Annotated in this window: 16 protein-coding genes; 5 read left to right on the top strand and 11 right to left on the bottom strand. The window is 64.1% G+C overall.

Translation table 11 applies throughout. The features are described 5' to 3' along the window. The first annotated feature begins 394 nt into the window (after positions 1 to 394). The gene (locus LPJ38_RS00730; RefSeq protein WP_208750529.1) at positions 395 to 742 is read left to right on the top strand and encodes a DUF3307 domain-containing protein; all 348 of its coding nucleotides are present in this window, start codon (positions 395 to 397) and stop codon (positions 740 to 742) included. Positions 743 to 1,057: 315 nt separating this feature from the next. Beyond that, positions 1,058 to 1,456, top strand: coding sequence for a hypothetical protein (locus LPJ38_RS00725; RefSeq protein ID WP_167520383.1), 399 nt, complete (start codon positions 1,058 to 1,060; stop codon positions 1,454 to 1,456). Here the strand turns inward: LPJ38_RS00725 and LPJ38_RS00720 are convergent. Next, positions 1,453 to 1,767 (bottom strand): YkgJ family cysteine cluster protein, encoded by a 315-nt coding sequence (locus LPJ38_RS00720; RefSeq protein ID WP_167520405.1) that lies wholly within the window; start codon positions 1,765 to 1,767, stop codon positions 1,453 to 1,455. The genes LPJ38_RS00725 and LPJ38_RS00720 overlap by 4 nt on opposite strands. 5 nt (positions 1,768 to 1,772) lie before the next feature. Then, positions 1,773 to 2,471 (bottom strand): helix-turn-helix transcriptional regulator, encoded by a 699-nt coding sequence (locus LPJ38_RS00715; RefSeq protein WP_145630790.1) that lies wholly within the window; start codon positions 2,469 to 2,471, stop codon positions 1,773 to 1,775. Between the two features lie 127 nt (positions 2,472 to 2,598). Here LPJ38_RS00715 and LPJ38_RS00710 point away from each other — a divergent pair, with 127 nt between their 5' ends. Then, positions 2,599 to 2,871 (top strand): hypothetical protein, encoded by a 273-nt coding sequence (locus LPJ38_RS00710; RefSeq protein WP_145630791.1) that lies wholly within the window; start codon positions 2,599 to 2,601, stop codon positions 2,869 to 2,871. A 36-nt stretch (positions 2,872 to 2,907) separates the two neighbouring features. Then, positions 2,908 to 3,636 (top strand): glutathione S-transferase family protein, encoded by a 729-nt coding sequence (locus LPJ38_RS00705; protein WP_145630792.1) that lies wholly within the window; start codon positions 2,908 to 2,910, stop codon positions 3,634 to 3,636. Between the two features lie 202 nt (positions 3,637 to 3,838). On the opposite strand, the gene LPJ38_RS00700 is transcribed toward LPJ38_RS00705, so the two are convergent. From LPJ38_RS00700 to LPJ38_RS00660, 9 genes are all read right to left on the bottom strand, one after another. Beyond that, a complete protein-coding gene (locus LPJ38_RS00700) occupies positions 3,839 to 4,990 on the bottom strand; it encodes an ABC transporter substrate-binding protein (RefSeq protein ID WP_145630793.1) in 1,152 nt (383 codons plus the stop codon). A gap of 91 nt (positions 4,991 to 5,081) precedes the next feature. Further along, on the bottom strand, positions 5,082 to 5,501 hold the full coding sequence (locus LPJ38_RS00695; RefSeq protein ID WP_145630794.1) for an acyl-CoA thioesterase: 420 nt from the start codon (positions 5,499 to 5,501) through the stop codon (positions 5,082 to 5,084). Positions 5,502 to 5,511: 10 nt separating this feature from the next. Continuing rightward, the gene (locus tag LPJ38_RS00690) at positions 5,512 to 6,273 is read right to left on the bottom strand and encodes an SDR family NAD(P)-dependent oxidoreductase (RefSeq protein WP_060737208.1); all 762 of its coding nucleotides are present in this window, start codon (positions 6,271 to 6,273) and stop codon (positions 5,512 to 5,514) included. Between the two features lie 25 nt (positions 6,274 to 6,298). Continuing rightward, the gene (locus tag LPJ38_RS00685) at positions 6,299 to 8,182 is read right to left on the bottom strand and encodes a feruloyl-CoA synthase (RefSeq protein WP_145630795.1); all 1,884 of its coding nucleotides are present in this window, start codon (positions 8,180 to 8,182) and stop codon (positions 6,299 to 6,301) included. Then, a complete protein-coding gene (locus LPJ38_RS00680) occupies positions 8,179 to 8,988 on the bottom strand; it encodes a crotonase/enoyl-CoA hydratase family protein (protein WP_145630796.1) in 810 nt (269 codons plus the stop codon). The genes LPJ38_RS00685 and LPJ38_RS00680 overlap by 4 nt, the downstream gene beginning before the upstream one ends. 243 nt (positions 8,989 to 9,231) lie before the next feature. Continuing rightward, positions 9,232 to 9,693 (bottom strand): DUF3237 domain-containing protein, encoded by a 462-nt coding sequence (locus tag LPJ38_RS00675; RefSeq protein WP_145630797.1) that lies wholly within the window; start codon positions 9,691 to 9,693, stop codon positions 9,232 to 9,234. 11 nt (positions 9,694 to 9,704) lie between these two features. Then, the gene (locus LPJ38_RS00670; RefSeq protein WP_145630798.1) at positions 9,705 to 11,024 is read right to left on the bottom strand and encodes a TRAP transporter large permease; all 1,320 of its coding nucleotides are present in this window, start codon (positions 11,022 to 11,024) and stop codon (positions 9,705 to 9,707) included. Positions 11,025 to 11,026: 2 nt separating this feature from the next. Continuing rightward, positions 11,027 to 11,536, bottom strand: a complete 510-nt coding sequence (locus LPJ38_RS00665; protein WP_025033898.1) for a TRAP transporter small permease — start codon at positions 11,534 to 11,536, stop codon at positions 11,027 to 11,029. A gap of 208 nt (positions 11,537 to 11,744) precedes the next feature. Beyond that, the gene (locus tag LPJ38_RS00660; RefSeq protein WP_145630799.1) at positions 11,745 to 12,761 is read right to left on the bottom strand and encodes a TRAP transporter substrate-binding protein; all 1,017 of its coding nucleotides are present in this window, start codon (positions 12,759 to 12,761) and stop codon (positions 11,745 to 11,747) included. A 264-nt stretch (positions 12,762 to 13,025) separates the two neighbouring features. Here LPJ38_RS00660 and pobA point away from each other — a divergent pair, with 264 nt between their 5' ends. Then, the gene (gene pobA, locus LPJ38_RS00655; protein ID WP_145630800.1) at positions 13,026 to 14,141 is read left to right on the top strand and encodes a 4-hydroxybenzoate 3-monooxygenase; all 1,116 of its coding nucleotides are present in this window, start codon (positions 13,026 to 13,028) and stop codon (positions 14,139 to 14,141) included. The last annotated feature ends 103 nt before the right edge of the window (positions 14,142 to 14,244 follow it).

Raw genomic sequence — 14,244 nt, 5'->3', positions numbered from 1 at the left:
TCCGGCCTTATTCTTTGGTGGCGGCGCGCGGCATGGAAAGCGCAGCGAGCGCCCTGTAATTCGTAAACGTCTGAAAAAAGAACGAAATTCTCTGCCGTCGATGATAGCGCCAAGACAGCGGAATGCAAATTTCGAGCCGGGGGTAACCTTACCCCGCGCCACCGCGGCGATTGGTCATCCTATCACCAGTTAGCCACACTTGGCGATTTTCCAGTTCCCCCGGCTGCATTCCGCCGCGGGAGATGTCATAAATCGCACGTCCCGGCGATTTGACCGGTCCAAGAAGAAGTTGCGCTGAACGCTCCAATTTTTTCTTGTCCACGTCAATGAGGGCGTCAGCTTGTCGTTTCCATCCATGTCATCGGCGGTTCCGGTTGGCGCGCTCATTGGCTGGATGCTGCTGCTCACCTTCAAGCACATCATCGCCGATTTCGTCTTGCAGACCGCCTGGATGGCGCATGGCAAAGACCAGAAGCACGGCTGGGCCCTGCCGCTTCTGGTGCATTGCCTCGTTCACCTCTTAGTTGCGCTGCCGCTGATCCTGATCGTGGCGCCGAGATTCTGGTTCGTGGCGTTCATCGACTTCGTGATCCACATCACGATCGACCGCGCCAAGGGTTTCGTCTCGGCCAATTTCGGTGTCGACCTGGCCCATCCCTGGTTCTGGACCCTGATCGGCGTCGACCAGGCACTGCACCACCTCACCGGCTTCGGCCTCTCCATCTACATGGCAGCGAACTGACTGCCGACGGCCCTCGGTACGAGGCAATCCGTCATCGGGCGCGATAGTTCGTCATGCCCGGGCTTGTCCCGGGCATCCACGTTCTTCGCGCCGGGTGATTAGGCGTGGATGGCCGGGACATAGGCGAGCGGAAGCGACGCCGTCCTTTGGACGGCTATGCCCGGCCATGACGCCGTGGAAGCCTTTGAAAACCCGACCAAGGCGTCCCTCCGATTCGCGGCCAGGGCGCAACCACCCCGGGTGACTACCGGGCAGCGTGGTTAACCTTTCATTAGAGAATTGCGCTGCATCTTCCGCATACGAGGGAGAACTGCAATGTTTTCAAACCGCGACGCATTTGAAAGCGATTTCTGCCCGGTTCGCGACGAGCTCCTTGGCGAGATGTATCGCGCCAGCGAGAGTGGCCTACCGAGGCTGGTTGAGAGTGTTTCCCCTGACGCACGCGCCAAGCTGGCGCTGTTCTGCTATCGCCGCAGCCACCTGCATTCGCTGGCAGTCGCGATCGCTGCAAGCTGCAGCGAGCGTGACCTGATCGAGAACGGCGGCCGGGTCGGTTCGACGCTCTACGCGCTGTCGCGTGAAGGGACGGCGAAACCCTCGCCGTCGCTGTCGGGCGGGCGCAAGCCGATCACGCTGTCGACCAAGCCGCTCTCGGTGCTGGCACCGCTGGATGACGAGCTCGACGACGAGGTCAGCGAAGCGGTCCCGGCCTAAGCGGCGTCGATCACCGGCAGTCCGAACTTCCGCCGCGCCATCGCGCATTCGGCGTCACCGGGCATGCAGGTGCGGCACACCTCCGGCCGCATGGCATAGATGCCGCATGCGGTCTCTTTCCCGATCTCTCCCTGTAACGCCGAGCAGCGATCGCCCTCGCAGCGCATGCCGGATTGACGCGCATTGACGAGCGCCTCCGGGATCGCCGCAAGCTCCTCGTCGCTCTCGATCGAGAAGCGCGGCCAGTTCTGCGAATAGCCGCAGCAAGCGCCGCAGCTCTGGCAACAGCTCGACAGGTCGATCTCTTCCATCGTCGTCACGTGTCCTTCGGGGGACCCCAGACCAGGCTCTGCCGCCACCTTGCGCGCAGCACGTCGCGCCGTTCCGGATATTTCTCGTCGAGATAGGTCGCCTCGACCACGCGGTCGGTGCGGAAGCTGCGGAAATCGCTGCGCAGCTCGCACCAGGCGGCGAGCAGGCGCACGGCTTCGAGATAGCCGACCGAGATCGGCCAGATCATCCGCTCGCTGGCGCGGCCCTGCTCGTCGCGATAGCGCAGCATGATCTTCCTGCCCTCGTGGATCTGGGTGCGCGTGCGCGCCATGTCCAACCGGTCCGGCTCCCTGTTCCAGCTCGGCCGCGCCCGGCTCGCCGGCTCCAGCACGAAAGGACGCAGGCGCTCGGGCACGGTGTCGGCGATCTTGGCCATCAGATCTTCGGCGGCACGCGCCAGCGCGGAATCGGCGTGGCCCGCGACCCATTGTGCACCCAGCACCGCCGCTTCGATCTCGTCGGGCGTCAGCATCAGCGGCGGCAGGTCAAAACCCTTTTCCAGGATGTAGCCCATGCCGGCTTCGCCGCGGATCGGCACGCGCTGGCCGATCAGGGTTGCGATGTCGCGATAGATGGTGCGCTTCGACGTCTCGAGCTCGGCCGCAATCGCGTCTGCCGTCAGCGGCTTACGCGTGCGCCTCAGCACCTGGATGATCTGAAACAGCCGGTCGGCGCGTCTCATGACTGGTCTCTCGTCGCTGCATTTCTCTCGGTGGTCTTTTCAGACGGCGGCGCGCGGCTGCTGACAGGATGTTGGCAGCAGGGGAGTTCTATACCGGGACAACACATCGACTGAAGAGGATTTGTCCATGATCATTCCAACCCATTTCGGCCCGGCGGGTCCGCTGTGGCACGCCCAGATGCGGCAGGCGAGGGCGTTCAGCCGCCTCGTTTCGCTCGATCTCATGGCCGTCGATCTCCGATTCGCAGTTGCAGGCGTGGTGACACGCTTGCTGGTCCGGGCCGCGGACGCGCTGGTCCAGCATGTCGTTCGCAGTGTCATGGGCCGCGCCTTTCAGGGCGCCCGCTTCGCAGAAGATATCACGGCTGCTGCCACCATGGTGGCAGCAGCCGGCCGTTAAGTTCCGCCGGCTTTCGGCAGGTTCAGGAGAGGTTTCATGATCACGCTCTACGGCTTCGGCGCCGGCTTCGGCCTGCCGGAAATCAGCCCCTTCGTTACCAAGACGGAGGTGCAGCTCAAGATGGCGGAGTTGCCCTACCGGAAGGAGCGGGCGATGCCGCCCGCCTCACCCAAGGGGCAGCTGCCCTTCATCGACGACGGCGGTGAGGCGGTGGCCGATTCCACCTTCATCCGTGCCCATATCGAACGCCGCTACGGCTTCAATTTCGACGCCGGGCTCTCCTTGCAAGAACGTGCGCAAGCCTGGGCGTTCGAGCGGATGATCGAGCATCACGTCTACTGGGCGCTGGTCGGCGCGCGCTGGGTCGACCCGGTCAATTTCGCCAAGGGCCCGGCTCATTTCTTCGACGGCGCGCCCGAGCACAACCGCGAGAAGCTGCGCGAGGATGCGCAATTCCGCGTCGCCGAGAATTATCTGCTCTCTGGTCTCGGCCGCCATGGGCCCGATGACGACGTCGATCTCGCGGTCCGCTCGCTGTTTGCGCTCTCGGTGCAGCTCGGCGACAAGCCCTATCTGATGGGCAACAAGCCGTGCGGTGTCGATGCCACCGCCTTCGGCGCGCTTGCGGGCATCCTGACGCCGTTCTTCGAATCGGCCCTGCGCCAGCGCGCCGAGGGATTTCCGAACCTCACCGCCTATGTCGACCGCATGATGGACGCGTACTATCCGGAGTTCGCCTGGATGCCGCTGCGGCAGGCGGCGTAGCGCTCGTCTGTTGGCAGCGAGGGGCGCTGAGCCTTCCACACCGTCATGGCGGGGCTTGTCCCGGCCATCCACGTAATTCCGCTCGGTTCAAAGAACGTGGATGCCCGGGACAAGCCCGGGCATGACGCGCTGAGAGACCGGAGCAAAACAAAAGAGCCGGCCCGATGGGCCGGCTCTCGTCGCCTCAGAATTCTCGTTATGCCTACTTCACCAGCGTGTATTTGCCGTCCTTCACGGTGAGCAGGATGCGCGAGCGGTCGTCGAGGCCGTAGCGATCCTTTTCGGTGAAGTTGTAAACGCCCTGGCTCGCCGCCAGCTCCTTTTCCGTCAGCAGCGCCTGGCGGATGGCTTCGCGGAATTCAGGCGTGCCGGGCTTGGCCGTCTTCAAGGCCGCAGGAATGACGCGCTTGAGGATCTCGAACGCATCGTAGGAATGGCCGGCGAACTGGCTGCGGCTGTTCGGGCCGTACTTGGCCTCATAGGCCGAGTTCAGCGCGAGACCCGGCTTCTTGGTCAGCGCGCTATCCGGCTGTTCCTCGGGGGCCATGACGGGACCGGAGGCCATCAGCACGCCTTCCGCCGCTTTGCCGGCGATGCGGATGAAGTCCATGCTGGCCGCACCGTGAGTCTGGTAGATCAGGCCCTTGTAACCGCGTTCGCGCAGCTCGGTCTGCGGCAGCGCGGCCGCGGTGCCGGAGGCGCCGACCAGGATCGCGTCGGGATTGGCGGCGACGAGCTTGAGCACCTGTCCGGTCACCGAGGTGTCGGGACGCGCGAAGCGCTCCTCGTCGACGATGGTCATGCCCATCGGCACGGCCTGGGCCTTGAGGTCGTTGAACCAAAGGTCGCCATAGGAGTCGGAATAGCCGATATAGCCGAGCGTCTTCACGCCCTTGGACTTCATGTGGTCGTACAGCACCTTGCCGACGATCGGGATCGGCTGCGGCATCGCCACCGACCACTTCATGCGTTCCGGCGTGATCGGGAAGGGCGCGAGGCCGAAATGCGGGATGCCGGCCTCGTTGGCGACGTTGGAGACCGCAATGGTCGGCGGCGTCAGCGCCGAGCCCATGATGATGTCGGCCTTGGATTCGGTCACGAAGCGGCGGGCGTTGGTGGTCGCGGTGGTGGGATCGCCGCCGTCGTCGAGCACGATCACCTTCAGCGGCACGCCGCCGATCTCCTTCGGCACGAACTCCAGCGCGTTGCGCTCGGGAATGCCGAGCGCCGCGCCCGGGCCGGTCGTGGTGGTGGTGATGCCGATGGTGACTTCGCTGGTCTGGGCCAGCGCAGGCAATGCCGGCAGCGCCAGCGTGGCCGCGGTGATGGCAGCGGTCAAATAAAAGCGTTTCATTGATTCCTCCCTTGACGTGATGCTTTGAAAGCAGAAATCGGGGGGTAATTCAGCCCCCTCTTTTGGTGATGCGGCGATTTAGCTCCGGACTTTAGCTCCCGGTGAATTTGGCCACCATCTCCGCCGGGAATGGTGCCGATTTCAGCTTGTCGGGGTTGTCAGGATCGCGGCCGACCAGGACGCGGGTCTCGAAGCCCTCGATCGCCAGCGCCTCGCCCTTGTAGACGTTGTGCTTCACCTCGAAGCTCGAGCGCTTGATGCTCTCGATCTTGGTTTCGATGGTAATCCAGTCGCCATAGGTCGAGGGGATGTAGAATTTGGCCCGCGTGTCGACCATGGGAATGCCCACGAGGCCGTATTTGCGGACCAGGTCCTGCTTGGAGAAGCCGGCGACCTCGAACAGGGTCGAGGTCGAATCGTCGAACATCGCGAAATAGCGCGGGTAGTAGACGATGTTGGCGGGGTCGCAGTCGCCCCACTGGATCTGGACGTCGCGCCGGTTCACGAACATGAACGGGGCCTTACTTCGGCGCCATGCGCAGCGAGCCGTCGAGGCGCACCACTTCGCCGTTCAGATACGCATTCTCCACCATATGCAGCGCGAGCGCGGCAAACTCGTCGGCTTGGCCGAGCCGGCGCGGGAAGGGGATCGCGGCCGCGAGCGAGTCCTGGGCCTCCTGCGGCAGGTTGGCGAGCAGCGGCGTCAGAAACAGGCCGGGCGCAATCGTCAGGACGCGGACACCGAACTGCGCCAGCTCGCGCGCGATCGGCAGCGTCATGCCGACGATGCCGCCCTTGGAGGCCGAATAGGCCGACTGGCCGATCTGGCCGTCATAGGCGGCAACGGACGCGGTGTTGATGATGACGCCGCGCTCGCCGGTCGCCTGCGGCTCGAGCTTGGACATTTCGGTGGCGGCGAGGCGCAGCATGTTGAAGGTGCCGATTAGATTGACCTTGATCACCTTGTCGAAATCGGCGAGCGCCATCGGGCCGTCACGACCGACCACGCGCTTGGCAACGCCGATGCCGGCGCAATTGACCAGCACGCGCGCCGGCCCGTGGGCCTTCGTCGCTTGGGCGATCGCAGCTTCCGCGGAGGCGGCATCGGAGACGTCGCAGGTCACGGCCACGCCCTTGATCTCTGCCGCGACGGTCTCCGCCAGCTTGGCATTGAGATCGCACACCGCGACCTTGGCCCCCTGCGCCGCCAGCTTTCGCGCGGTGGCCGCGCCCAGTCCCGATGCACCGCCGGTGACGATGGCTGCCTGATCCTTCAACAACATGGCGTTCTCCTATAGCTTTGAGTTCTTACCCGACCGATATCACACGGCTCGACGGATTGGCAGCGTAGAGCTCTTCGATCAGCTCGCCGCGATGCTCCAGCACCGCGCGCTGGTTGATCGAGCCCTTGTCGGTGACTTCGCCTTTGTCGATCGAGAGCGGCGTGTCCAGCAGGATCGCGCGCGTGACGCGCGTCGAGGAGCCGGTGGCCTGGCTCAGGAAGCCCATCAACCGCTCGCGGAACGCTTCCCGCACCAGCCGGTCACGGGCGGTGACGGTGAGATTGTCGGCCGGCAGCGTCGGATTGATCAGCCGGCAGCCGTCGAGATCGAGCAGCACGATCGCGGAGATCTCGTCGCGGTTGATGCCGGCGATGACGACGTCGCGCACCAGCGGCGCGCAGGCCGCCACGAAGCGCGCGCGCAAGGGGCCGACGCTGACCCAGGTGCCGCTGGCGAGCTTGAAATCCTCGCTGACGCGGCCGTCGAAATCGAAGCCGGCATTCAGGTCATCGGGGTCGGCGGGCTTGAGCGCGTCGCCCATCTTGTAGAATCCCTCCTCGTCGAAGGATTTCGCGGTGATGTCGGGCTGGCGCCAGTAGCCGGGCATCACGTTCGGGCCCTTGGCGCGCACCTCCATCTTGCCGTTGTTGGGCACCAGTTTCGCGTCATTGCCCGAAACCGGCAGGCCGACATGGCCGGAGCGGCTGGTGCGCGGATTGACCGACATGAAGAAGGGCGCGGTCTCGGTCGCACCCAAGCCGGTGAGCATCGGCACGCGATAACCCTTTTCCTTCACCGCGAGCGCGTCGAGGCTGTCCCAGACGAACGGCGACAGCGCCGCGCCCGAGAAGAACATCGCATGCAGCCGGTCGAAGAACTTCGCCCGCAGGCCCTGGTCGTCGCGCAGATAAGGCAGCAGCGACTCATAGCCCTTGGGCACGTTGAAATAGACCGTCGGCGAGATCTCCTGGAGATTGCGCACGGTCTCCTCGATGCCGCCGGGCACCGGCTTGCCGGCGTCCAGATACATCGAGCCGCCATTGTAGAGCGTCAGCCCGATATTGTGGTTGCCGCCAAAAGTGTGATTCCAGGGCAGCCAGTCGATGATGACGGGCGGCTCGTCCTTGAGGAAGGCGAGCGTCTCGCGCAGCATCACCTGGTTGGCGCAGATCATGCGCTGGGTGTTGATGACGGCCTTGGGGTTGCCGGTCGAGCCCGACGTCAGCAGGAATTTCGCGATCGTATCAGGGCCGATCTTGCCGTGGACCTCGTCGAGATCGCCGCGGATCGGCGTCGCCATGAGGTCGGCGAGCAGGGTGACGTCGCGGCCCGGCACTTGGCCATAGGACGCGGCGATCTCGGTGCCGAGCGAAACGTTGGCGGCAAATGCATCGGCGAATCTGTCGGCATCCTCGGCGAAGACGAGGCCCGGTGTCAGCAGCTTCATCAGATAGGAAAGTTTGCCGTAGTCCTTCGACACCAGCGAATAGGCCGGCGACACCGGGCAGAACGGGATGCCGGCATAGAACGCGCCGAACGCGAGCAGGGCATGGTCGATCGAATTGCCGGAGAGGATGACGACCGGACGCTCCGCCGAGAGGCCGCGCGCGAGCAGGCCGGATGCGATGTGCCGGCTCGCGGCGAGCAGCTCGGCGTAGGTGATCTTGCGCCAGCCGTGGCCGCCTTCGCGCTCCGCCACGAAGATGCGGTCGGGCGTGGTGGTCGCCCAATGATGCAGGCGGTCGGTGATGCGGACAGGATAGTCGCCGAGCGGCTGCTTGGGCCGCAGGTAGATCGTGCCGTCGTCGCGGCGCTCGATGTTGACGACGGGATCGCCGAACGAGATCGGCCGCAGCGGGAAAGTGCTCGCGCCGCGCTCCATGCTGGAAGAGGACGGCTGCGCGCTCATGACTTCGGCTTCACCTTTGCGGTCTTGTGTTCGAGGAATTCGCGGATCCGCCGCTTGGCTTCCTTGTCGCTCTGCGCAACGGTCGCCATCAGCGACTCCATCAGGAGGCCCGTTTGCGGGTTGGCCTCCGCGATCATCGGCAGCGCCTGGAGCACGGCGAAATTGGTCAGCGGCGCGTTGGACGCGACCTTGGCCGCGAGTTCCATCGCCTTGCCAAGCCCGTTGCCGGCTTCCGTCACATATTGCGCGAAGCCGTAGGAGGCGCCTTCCGTCGCGCTGTAGACACGACCGGTCAGCATCATGTCCATCATCCTGGCGACACCGATCAGCCGCGGCAGCCGCACCGAGCCGCCGCCGCCGACGAAGATGCCGCGCTGTCCTTCCGGCAGCGCGAAATAGGTCGAGGGCTCGGCGACGCGGATATGCGCGGCACAGGCAAGCTCCAGCCCGCCGCCGATCACGGCGCCCCGGAGCGCGGCGATGACGGGCACGCGGCTGTACTGGATGCGGTCGAACACCCGGTGCCACATCTGGGAATGTAGCAGGCCGCCGGTGGCGTCGTGTTCGGTCAATTCGGAGAGGTCGAGACCACTGGAGAAATGGTCGCCGATGCCGTGGATCACCACTGCGCCGATGTCCTCGGGCAGGGATGCAAAACATTCGCCGATTTCCAGGATGATGCCGTCATTGAGCGCATTGCGCTTGGCCGGCCGATTCAGACCCACGGTCAGAACCCGGTCCGCCCGCTCTATCCTCAGCAGTCCAGAGGCGCCCGCGTTCGCGGTCTCGGCGTTTCCCTGTGTCATTTGCGTCCTTGTCAGAATAGTTATGTTGTATAACGATTTTTGGGGGAGTCAAGGTGGGGGCGGGGCTGGATCTCGGTGGCCATAACTGCGGCCCTGACGGGCAGGCGGCGGGGCCGGGGGGTAAGTCGGAAGTTACGTCCGTAACCAGGTTCTCCGTCATTGCGAACGCAGCGAAGCAACTCCAGAATCTTCCCGCGGAGGGGCTCTGGATTGCTTCGCTGGCAATGACGAGGTGTGCCGCCCTTACATCACCTGATGCACGTCGATCACCACGCGATCCGCATGGCGCGCGGCCGAGCCGACGAAAATGTGCTGCATCAGCCAGCGATATTTTTCGTGCCCGGTCTCGAACCGCGGCACGGTCCGGAAATAGATCAGTTTCGGATCGACCGGCTCGCCGCGCTTGAGCTTCTGCAGCAGCTCGACCGGGCCGAAGCGCATGCCCTTGTTCTCGACATAGACGGTCGCGCCGTCATCGGTCTCGAAGGCGTATTTCGCCTCGAGATCGATCAGCTCATTGGGCCGTATGGTCTGGAAGTCGGCGCCGAAAGGCAGCACCTTGCCGGTGATCGCGCCCGTCACCTCGCCGCCGATGATCGGAATGATGCGGCGAACGCCAATCCCGGTCTCGCCGGCGGTGATGACGTCGCCGATACGCGGGTGGATGGTGAAGACGTATTTCGTCGCTAGTGTTGGCGTGGTCATCACTTCGCCTCTCAATGCGCCATCATCCGGGTCGGCAGCCAGGTCGCCAGCAACGGGAATGCGATCAGGATCACCAGCCGCACCAGGTCTGTCGCCACGAACGGGATCACGCCCCTGAAGATGGTGGAGAAGGAGACGTCCTTCACTACACTCTTGATCACGAAGACGTTCATGCCGACCGGCGGGTGGATCAGGCCGAGCTCGACGGTCATGACGATGATGATGCCGAACCAGATCGGGTCGAAGCCGAGATGCATGATCACGGGGAAGATGATCGGCACCGTGAGGATGATCATCGCCATCGCGTCCATCAGGCAGCCGAGCACGAGATACATCACCATGATCAGCGCCAGCACGCCGTAGGGGCCGAGACCGAGCCCGGTGAGGAGTTCCGTCACCTTCTGCGGAGTCTGCGTCACCGTGAGGAAATAGCCGAAGATCAGCGCGCCGATCAGCACGGTGAACACCGCGGCCGCGGTGCGCGTCGCCTGCAGCAGCGAGGCCAGCACCTTCTCGCGGTCGAGGCGGCCGGTCAGAACGCCGATGATGAAGGCGCCGGTGGCGCCGACGCCGCCGGCTTCCGTCGGGGTGAAGCGCGGCAGGAAGGGCAGGCCGTAGAGGCCGCCGATGACGAAGACGAACAGCAGCACCGGCGCCCAGATCTCCTTCAACCCGGCAAAGCGCTCGCGCCACGGCGTCACCTTGCCCTTGGGCAGGAAGTCGGGGCGGAAATAGCCGATCAGGAAAATCGTGAGCATGTACATGGTCATCGCGAGCAGGCCCGGGATGATGCCGGCAATGAAGAGCTTGCCGATATCCTGCTCGGTGATGATGCCGTACACCGCGAGCACGGTGGAGGGCGGCAGCATCGCACCTAGCGTGCCGCCGGCCGCGATCACGCCGGTGGCAAAGGATTGCGGGTAGCCGAAGCGCCGCATCTCGGGATAGGCGACGGCGGAGAAGGTGGCCGCGGTTGCGACCGACGAGCCGCAGATCGCCGCAAAGCCGCCGCAGGCGCCGACGGTGGCGATGCCGAGCCCTCCGCGCAAGTGTCCGACGAAGCCGTTGGCGGCGCGGAACAGCTCGCGGCTCATGCCGGAATTGGACACGAACGAGCCCATCAGCAGGAACATCGGGATCACGCCGAAGGTGTAGTCAGTCACGGTCCGCATGGTGACCTGACCGACCATCTTCAGGGCCGGTGTCGAGCCCACCAGATAGCTAAAGCCGCACACGCCGACGAGGCCCATGGCCATGCCGACCGGCACGCGCAGCAGCATCAGGGCGAACAGGGAGACGAAGCCGATGACGGCGACGGCGTCGGTACTCATGGTCACTCCGTCACCTTGATCTTGGGTTCTTGCATGTCTTCGGGGTGGAAGATCAGCCGGTACGTGCGGATGGCGATCAGCAGCACGGCGCAGACGTCGCCGATCCAGGCGACGAGGAAGAACGGCCATGTCGGCATGTGCAGGTCGAAGGTCTGGACGTTGTCGTTGTAGGTTAGCCGGACCTTGTCGAACAGCGTCCAGGTCTGCACGGTGACGACGAACAGCAGCACCAGCGTCGCGAACACGTCGATCATGCGCTGGTGGCGCGGCCCGACATTGCCCCAGACCAGGTCGACGGTGATGTGGGTGCCGCGATAGGAGGTCGCCGCGATGCCCCAGAAGATCAGGATACCGAGCAGCATGCGGCCGATGTCGAAGCTGTCGGGAATCGAATAGTTCAGCGTGTTGCGCAGCAGCACCGACAGGAAGATGTCGAGCGCGACGATGCCGACGAAGCCGGCCGCGATCCATTCGATCGAATCGATCACGCGATCCATCCAGGAGCGCTTCATGGGGGAATCCTGTTCAAGGTCAGCGAAGTTGGATGCAGTCGCTTCCGCGAGGAAGGTGCGCTCCCTCCCCCGCTAGCGGGGGAGGGTTGGGGAGAGGGTGCTTCCACAATCGAGAGCCCCCAAGGGGAGAGAACCCTCACCCGCGCCTTCGGCGCGACCTCTCCCGCAAGCGGGAGAGGTGCAGCCAGCGCGCGGCCGCAGCTTCGCCTCACTCCGCCAGCGCGTTGTACTTCTTCAGCGACGCCTTGAGATCCGCGAGCGCGGCGTCTGGATCGGCACCGGCTTTCTTGGCGCCGTCGCTCCAGGTCTTGACCAACGGCTCGGCGGCCTTCTTCCAGGCGGCGGTCTGTTCAGGCGTCAGCTTGTAGACCTCGTGGCTGGATTCGGCCTTCACCTTGGCGATGCCGGCGTCCTCGAACTTGCCCCAATGCTCGCCGACCACGCCCGCCATCTCGACCGTGCAGTTTTTGTCGATCGCGGCCTTCTGCTTGTCGGACATCGCGTTGTACTTGTCCTTGTTGATCACGAACACGAAGGTCGTGGTGTAGAGCGGCGCCTCCATGTCGTATTTGGTCACCTTGTCGATGCCGAACAGCACCAGGGAGCCCCAGGGGAAGGTGACGCCGTCGGCGACGCCGCGCTCGATGATGTCGCGCACTTCCGGTGCCGAGGACTGCACGTTGGTGCCGCCGAGCGAGGTGACGAAATTCGCCATGGTGGCATGAGCGGGGCGGATCTTCAGGCCTTTCACGTCCTCCGGCGTCACGATCTTCTTGGTCTTGGAATGGAAGGACGAAGGCGAGTGCACGAAGGCGAGGCAGTATTTGACGTCCTTCATCTCCTTCTCGGCATATTTGCGGTACCAGGCGTCCAGCCCCATCGAGCCGCCCTTGGCGTCCGAGATCAGGAACGGCAATTCGCCCGCGCCGATGATCGGGAAGCGGCCGGGCTGGTAGCCGGGATTGACGTAGGTGACGTCGGCGATGCCGTCGCGCGCCATGTCGTAATGGTCGAAGGCCTTGCCCAGCTGCTGGGCCGGAAACACCTTGCCCTTGATGGTGCCGCCGGAATCCTTCTCGACCGCTGCGGCCCAGTCCTCCAGCGATTTTTGCAGCGGATGCGAGGCCGGCACCCAATGCGAGATCTTCAGATCGAAGGTCTTGTCCTGCGCGAACGCTGGGCTCACGCTTGCTGCCAGCAGCAAGGCCAGACAGGCTTTCCTCATCACGCGTCTCTCCCTGTTTTCGACGGCGGGCTTCGATGGCCCGGTCTCGTTAATTAACATGTTATCTAATTGGCCGACGTGTTCAAGCCGGAACTGGCGCGCGCCTTGTCGCGCCATCTACGTCAGCCATGTTGCATGGATATGTCGCTGCCCCGGCGACGACTGCTCCCTTTTGCGCAAACGTTATATGATATAATTATCTTCTGCGGACCTTTGCGACAAGCAGGCCGCGACCAAAACCTACAGGATCGGGAGGAGCAAGTATTGCGGACAAAAGTCGCAATCATCGGGGCCGGGCCGGCTGGATTGTTGCTTGGGCAACTGCTGCATAGCTACGGCATCGACAACGTCATCCTGGAGCGGCAGACACCGGATTACGTGCTCGGCCGCATCCGCGCCGGCCTGCTGGAGGAGGGAACTGTCTCCCTGCTCGACCAGATCGGCGCCGGGGCGCGGGCTCATGCCGAAGGCCTGGTGCATGAAGGCATCGAGCTCGCCTTCTCCGGCCGCCGCCACCGCATCGACATGAAAGGCGCGACCGGCAAGACCGTGATGATCTACGGCCAGACCGAGGTCACGCTCGACCTGATGAACGCGCGGAAGGCTGCCGGTCTCGTCTCGGTTTACGAGGCCAGGGACGTCCAGCCGCATGATTTCGACGGCAGTCACCCGCGCGTAACTTACGTCAAGGACGGCGTTACCCACACGATCGATTGCGATTTCATCGCCGGCTGCGACGGTTTCCACGGCGTCAGCCGTGCCAGCGTGCCGGCTACGGCGATCGAGGAGTTCGAGCGGGTTTATCCGTTCGGCTGGCTCGGCATTTTGTCGGATACGCCGCCGGTCAGTCACGAACTGATCTATTCTAACCACGCCCGAGGCTTTGCGCTCTGCACCATGCGCTCGACCAGGCGCAGCCGCTATTATGTGCAATGTTCGCTCGACGATCATGTCGACCAATGGCCGGACGACCGCTTCTGGGATGAATTGAAGCGCCGGCTCGACCAGGAGGCGGCCGACAGTCTCGTCACCGGCCCGTCGATCGAGAAGAGCATCGCGCCCTTGCGCAGCTTCGTTGCCGAGCCGATGCGCTTCGGCCGGATGTTTCTGTGCGGTGATGCCGCGCACATCGTGCCGGCGACCGGTGCCAAGGGGCTGAACCTTGCCGCTTCCGACGCGCACTATCTGTCGAGCGCCTTCCGCGAGTTCTACGACGAGAAATCCAGCGCCGGCATCGACGCTTATTCGGCCAAGGCGCTGGCGCGGGTCTGGAAAGCGGTGCGCTTCTCCTGGTGGATGACGTCGATGCTGCACAAATTCCCCGATACCGGCACCATCGGCGCCCGCATCCAGCTCGCCGAGCTCGACTACGTCACGTAATCGCAGGCCGCGATGACCTCGCTGTCGGAGAATTATGTGGGGTTGCCATTTTAGGGAGATATCGCGTGCCTTTCCACATCGTCATTGCGAGCGAAGCGAAGCA

Origin of the sequence: Bradyrhizobium daqingense (assembly GCF_021044685.1) — a bacterium.
GTDB lineage: Bacteria > Pseudomonadota > Alphaproteobacteria > Rhizobiales > Xanthobacteraceae > Bradyrhizobium > Bradyrhizobium daqingense.
The sequence above is the reverse complement of the archived record's forward strand: the minus strand, read 5'-3'. Positions and strand labels throughout refer to the sequence as shown.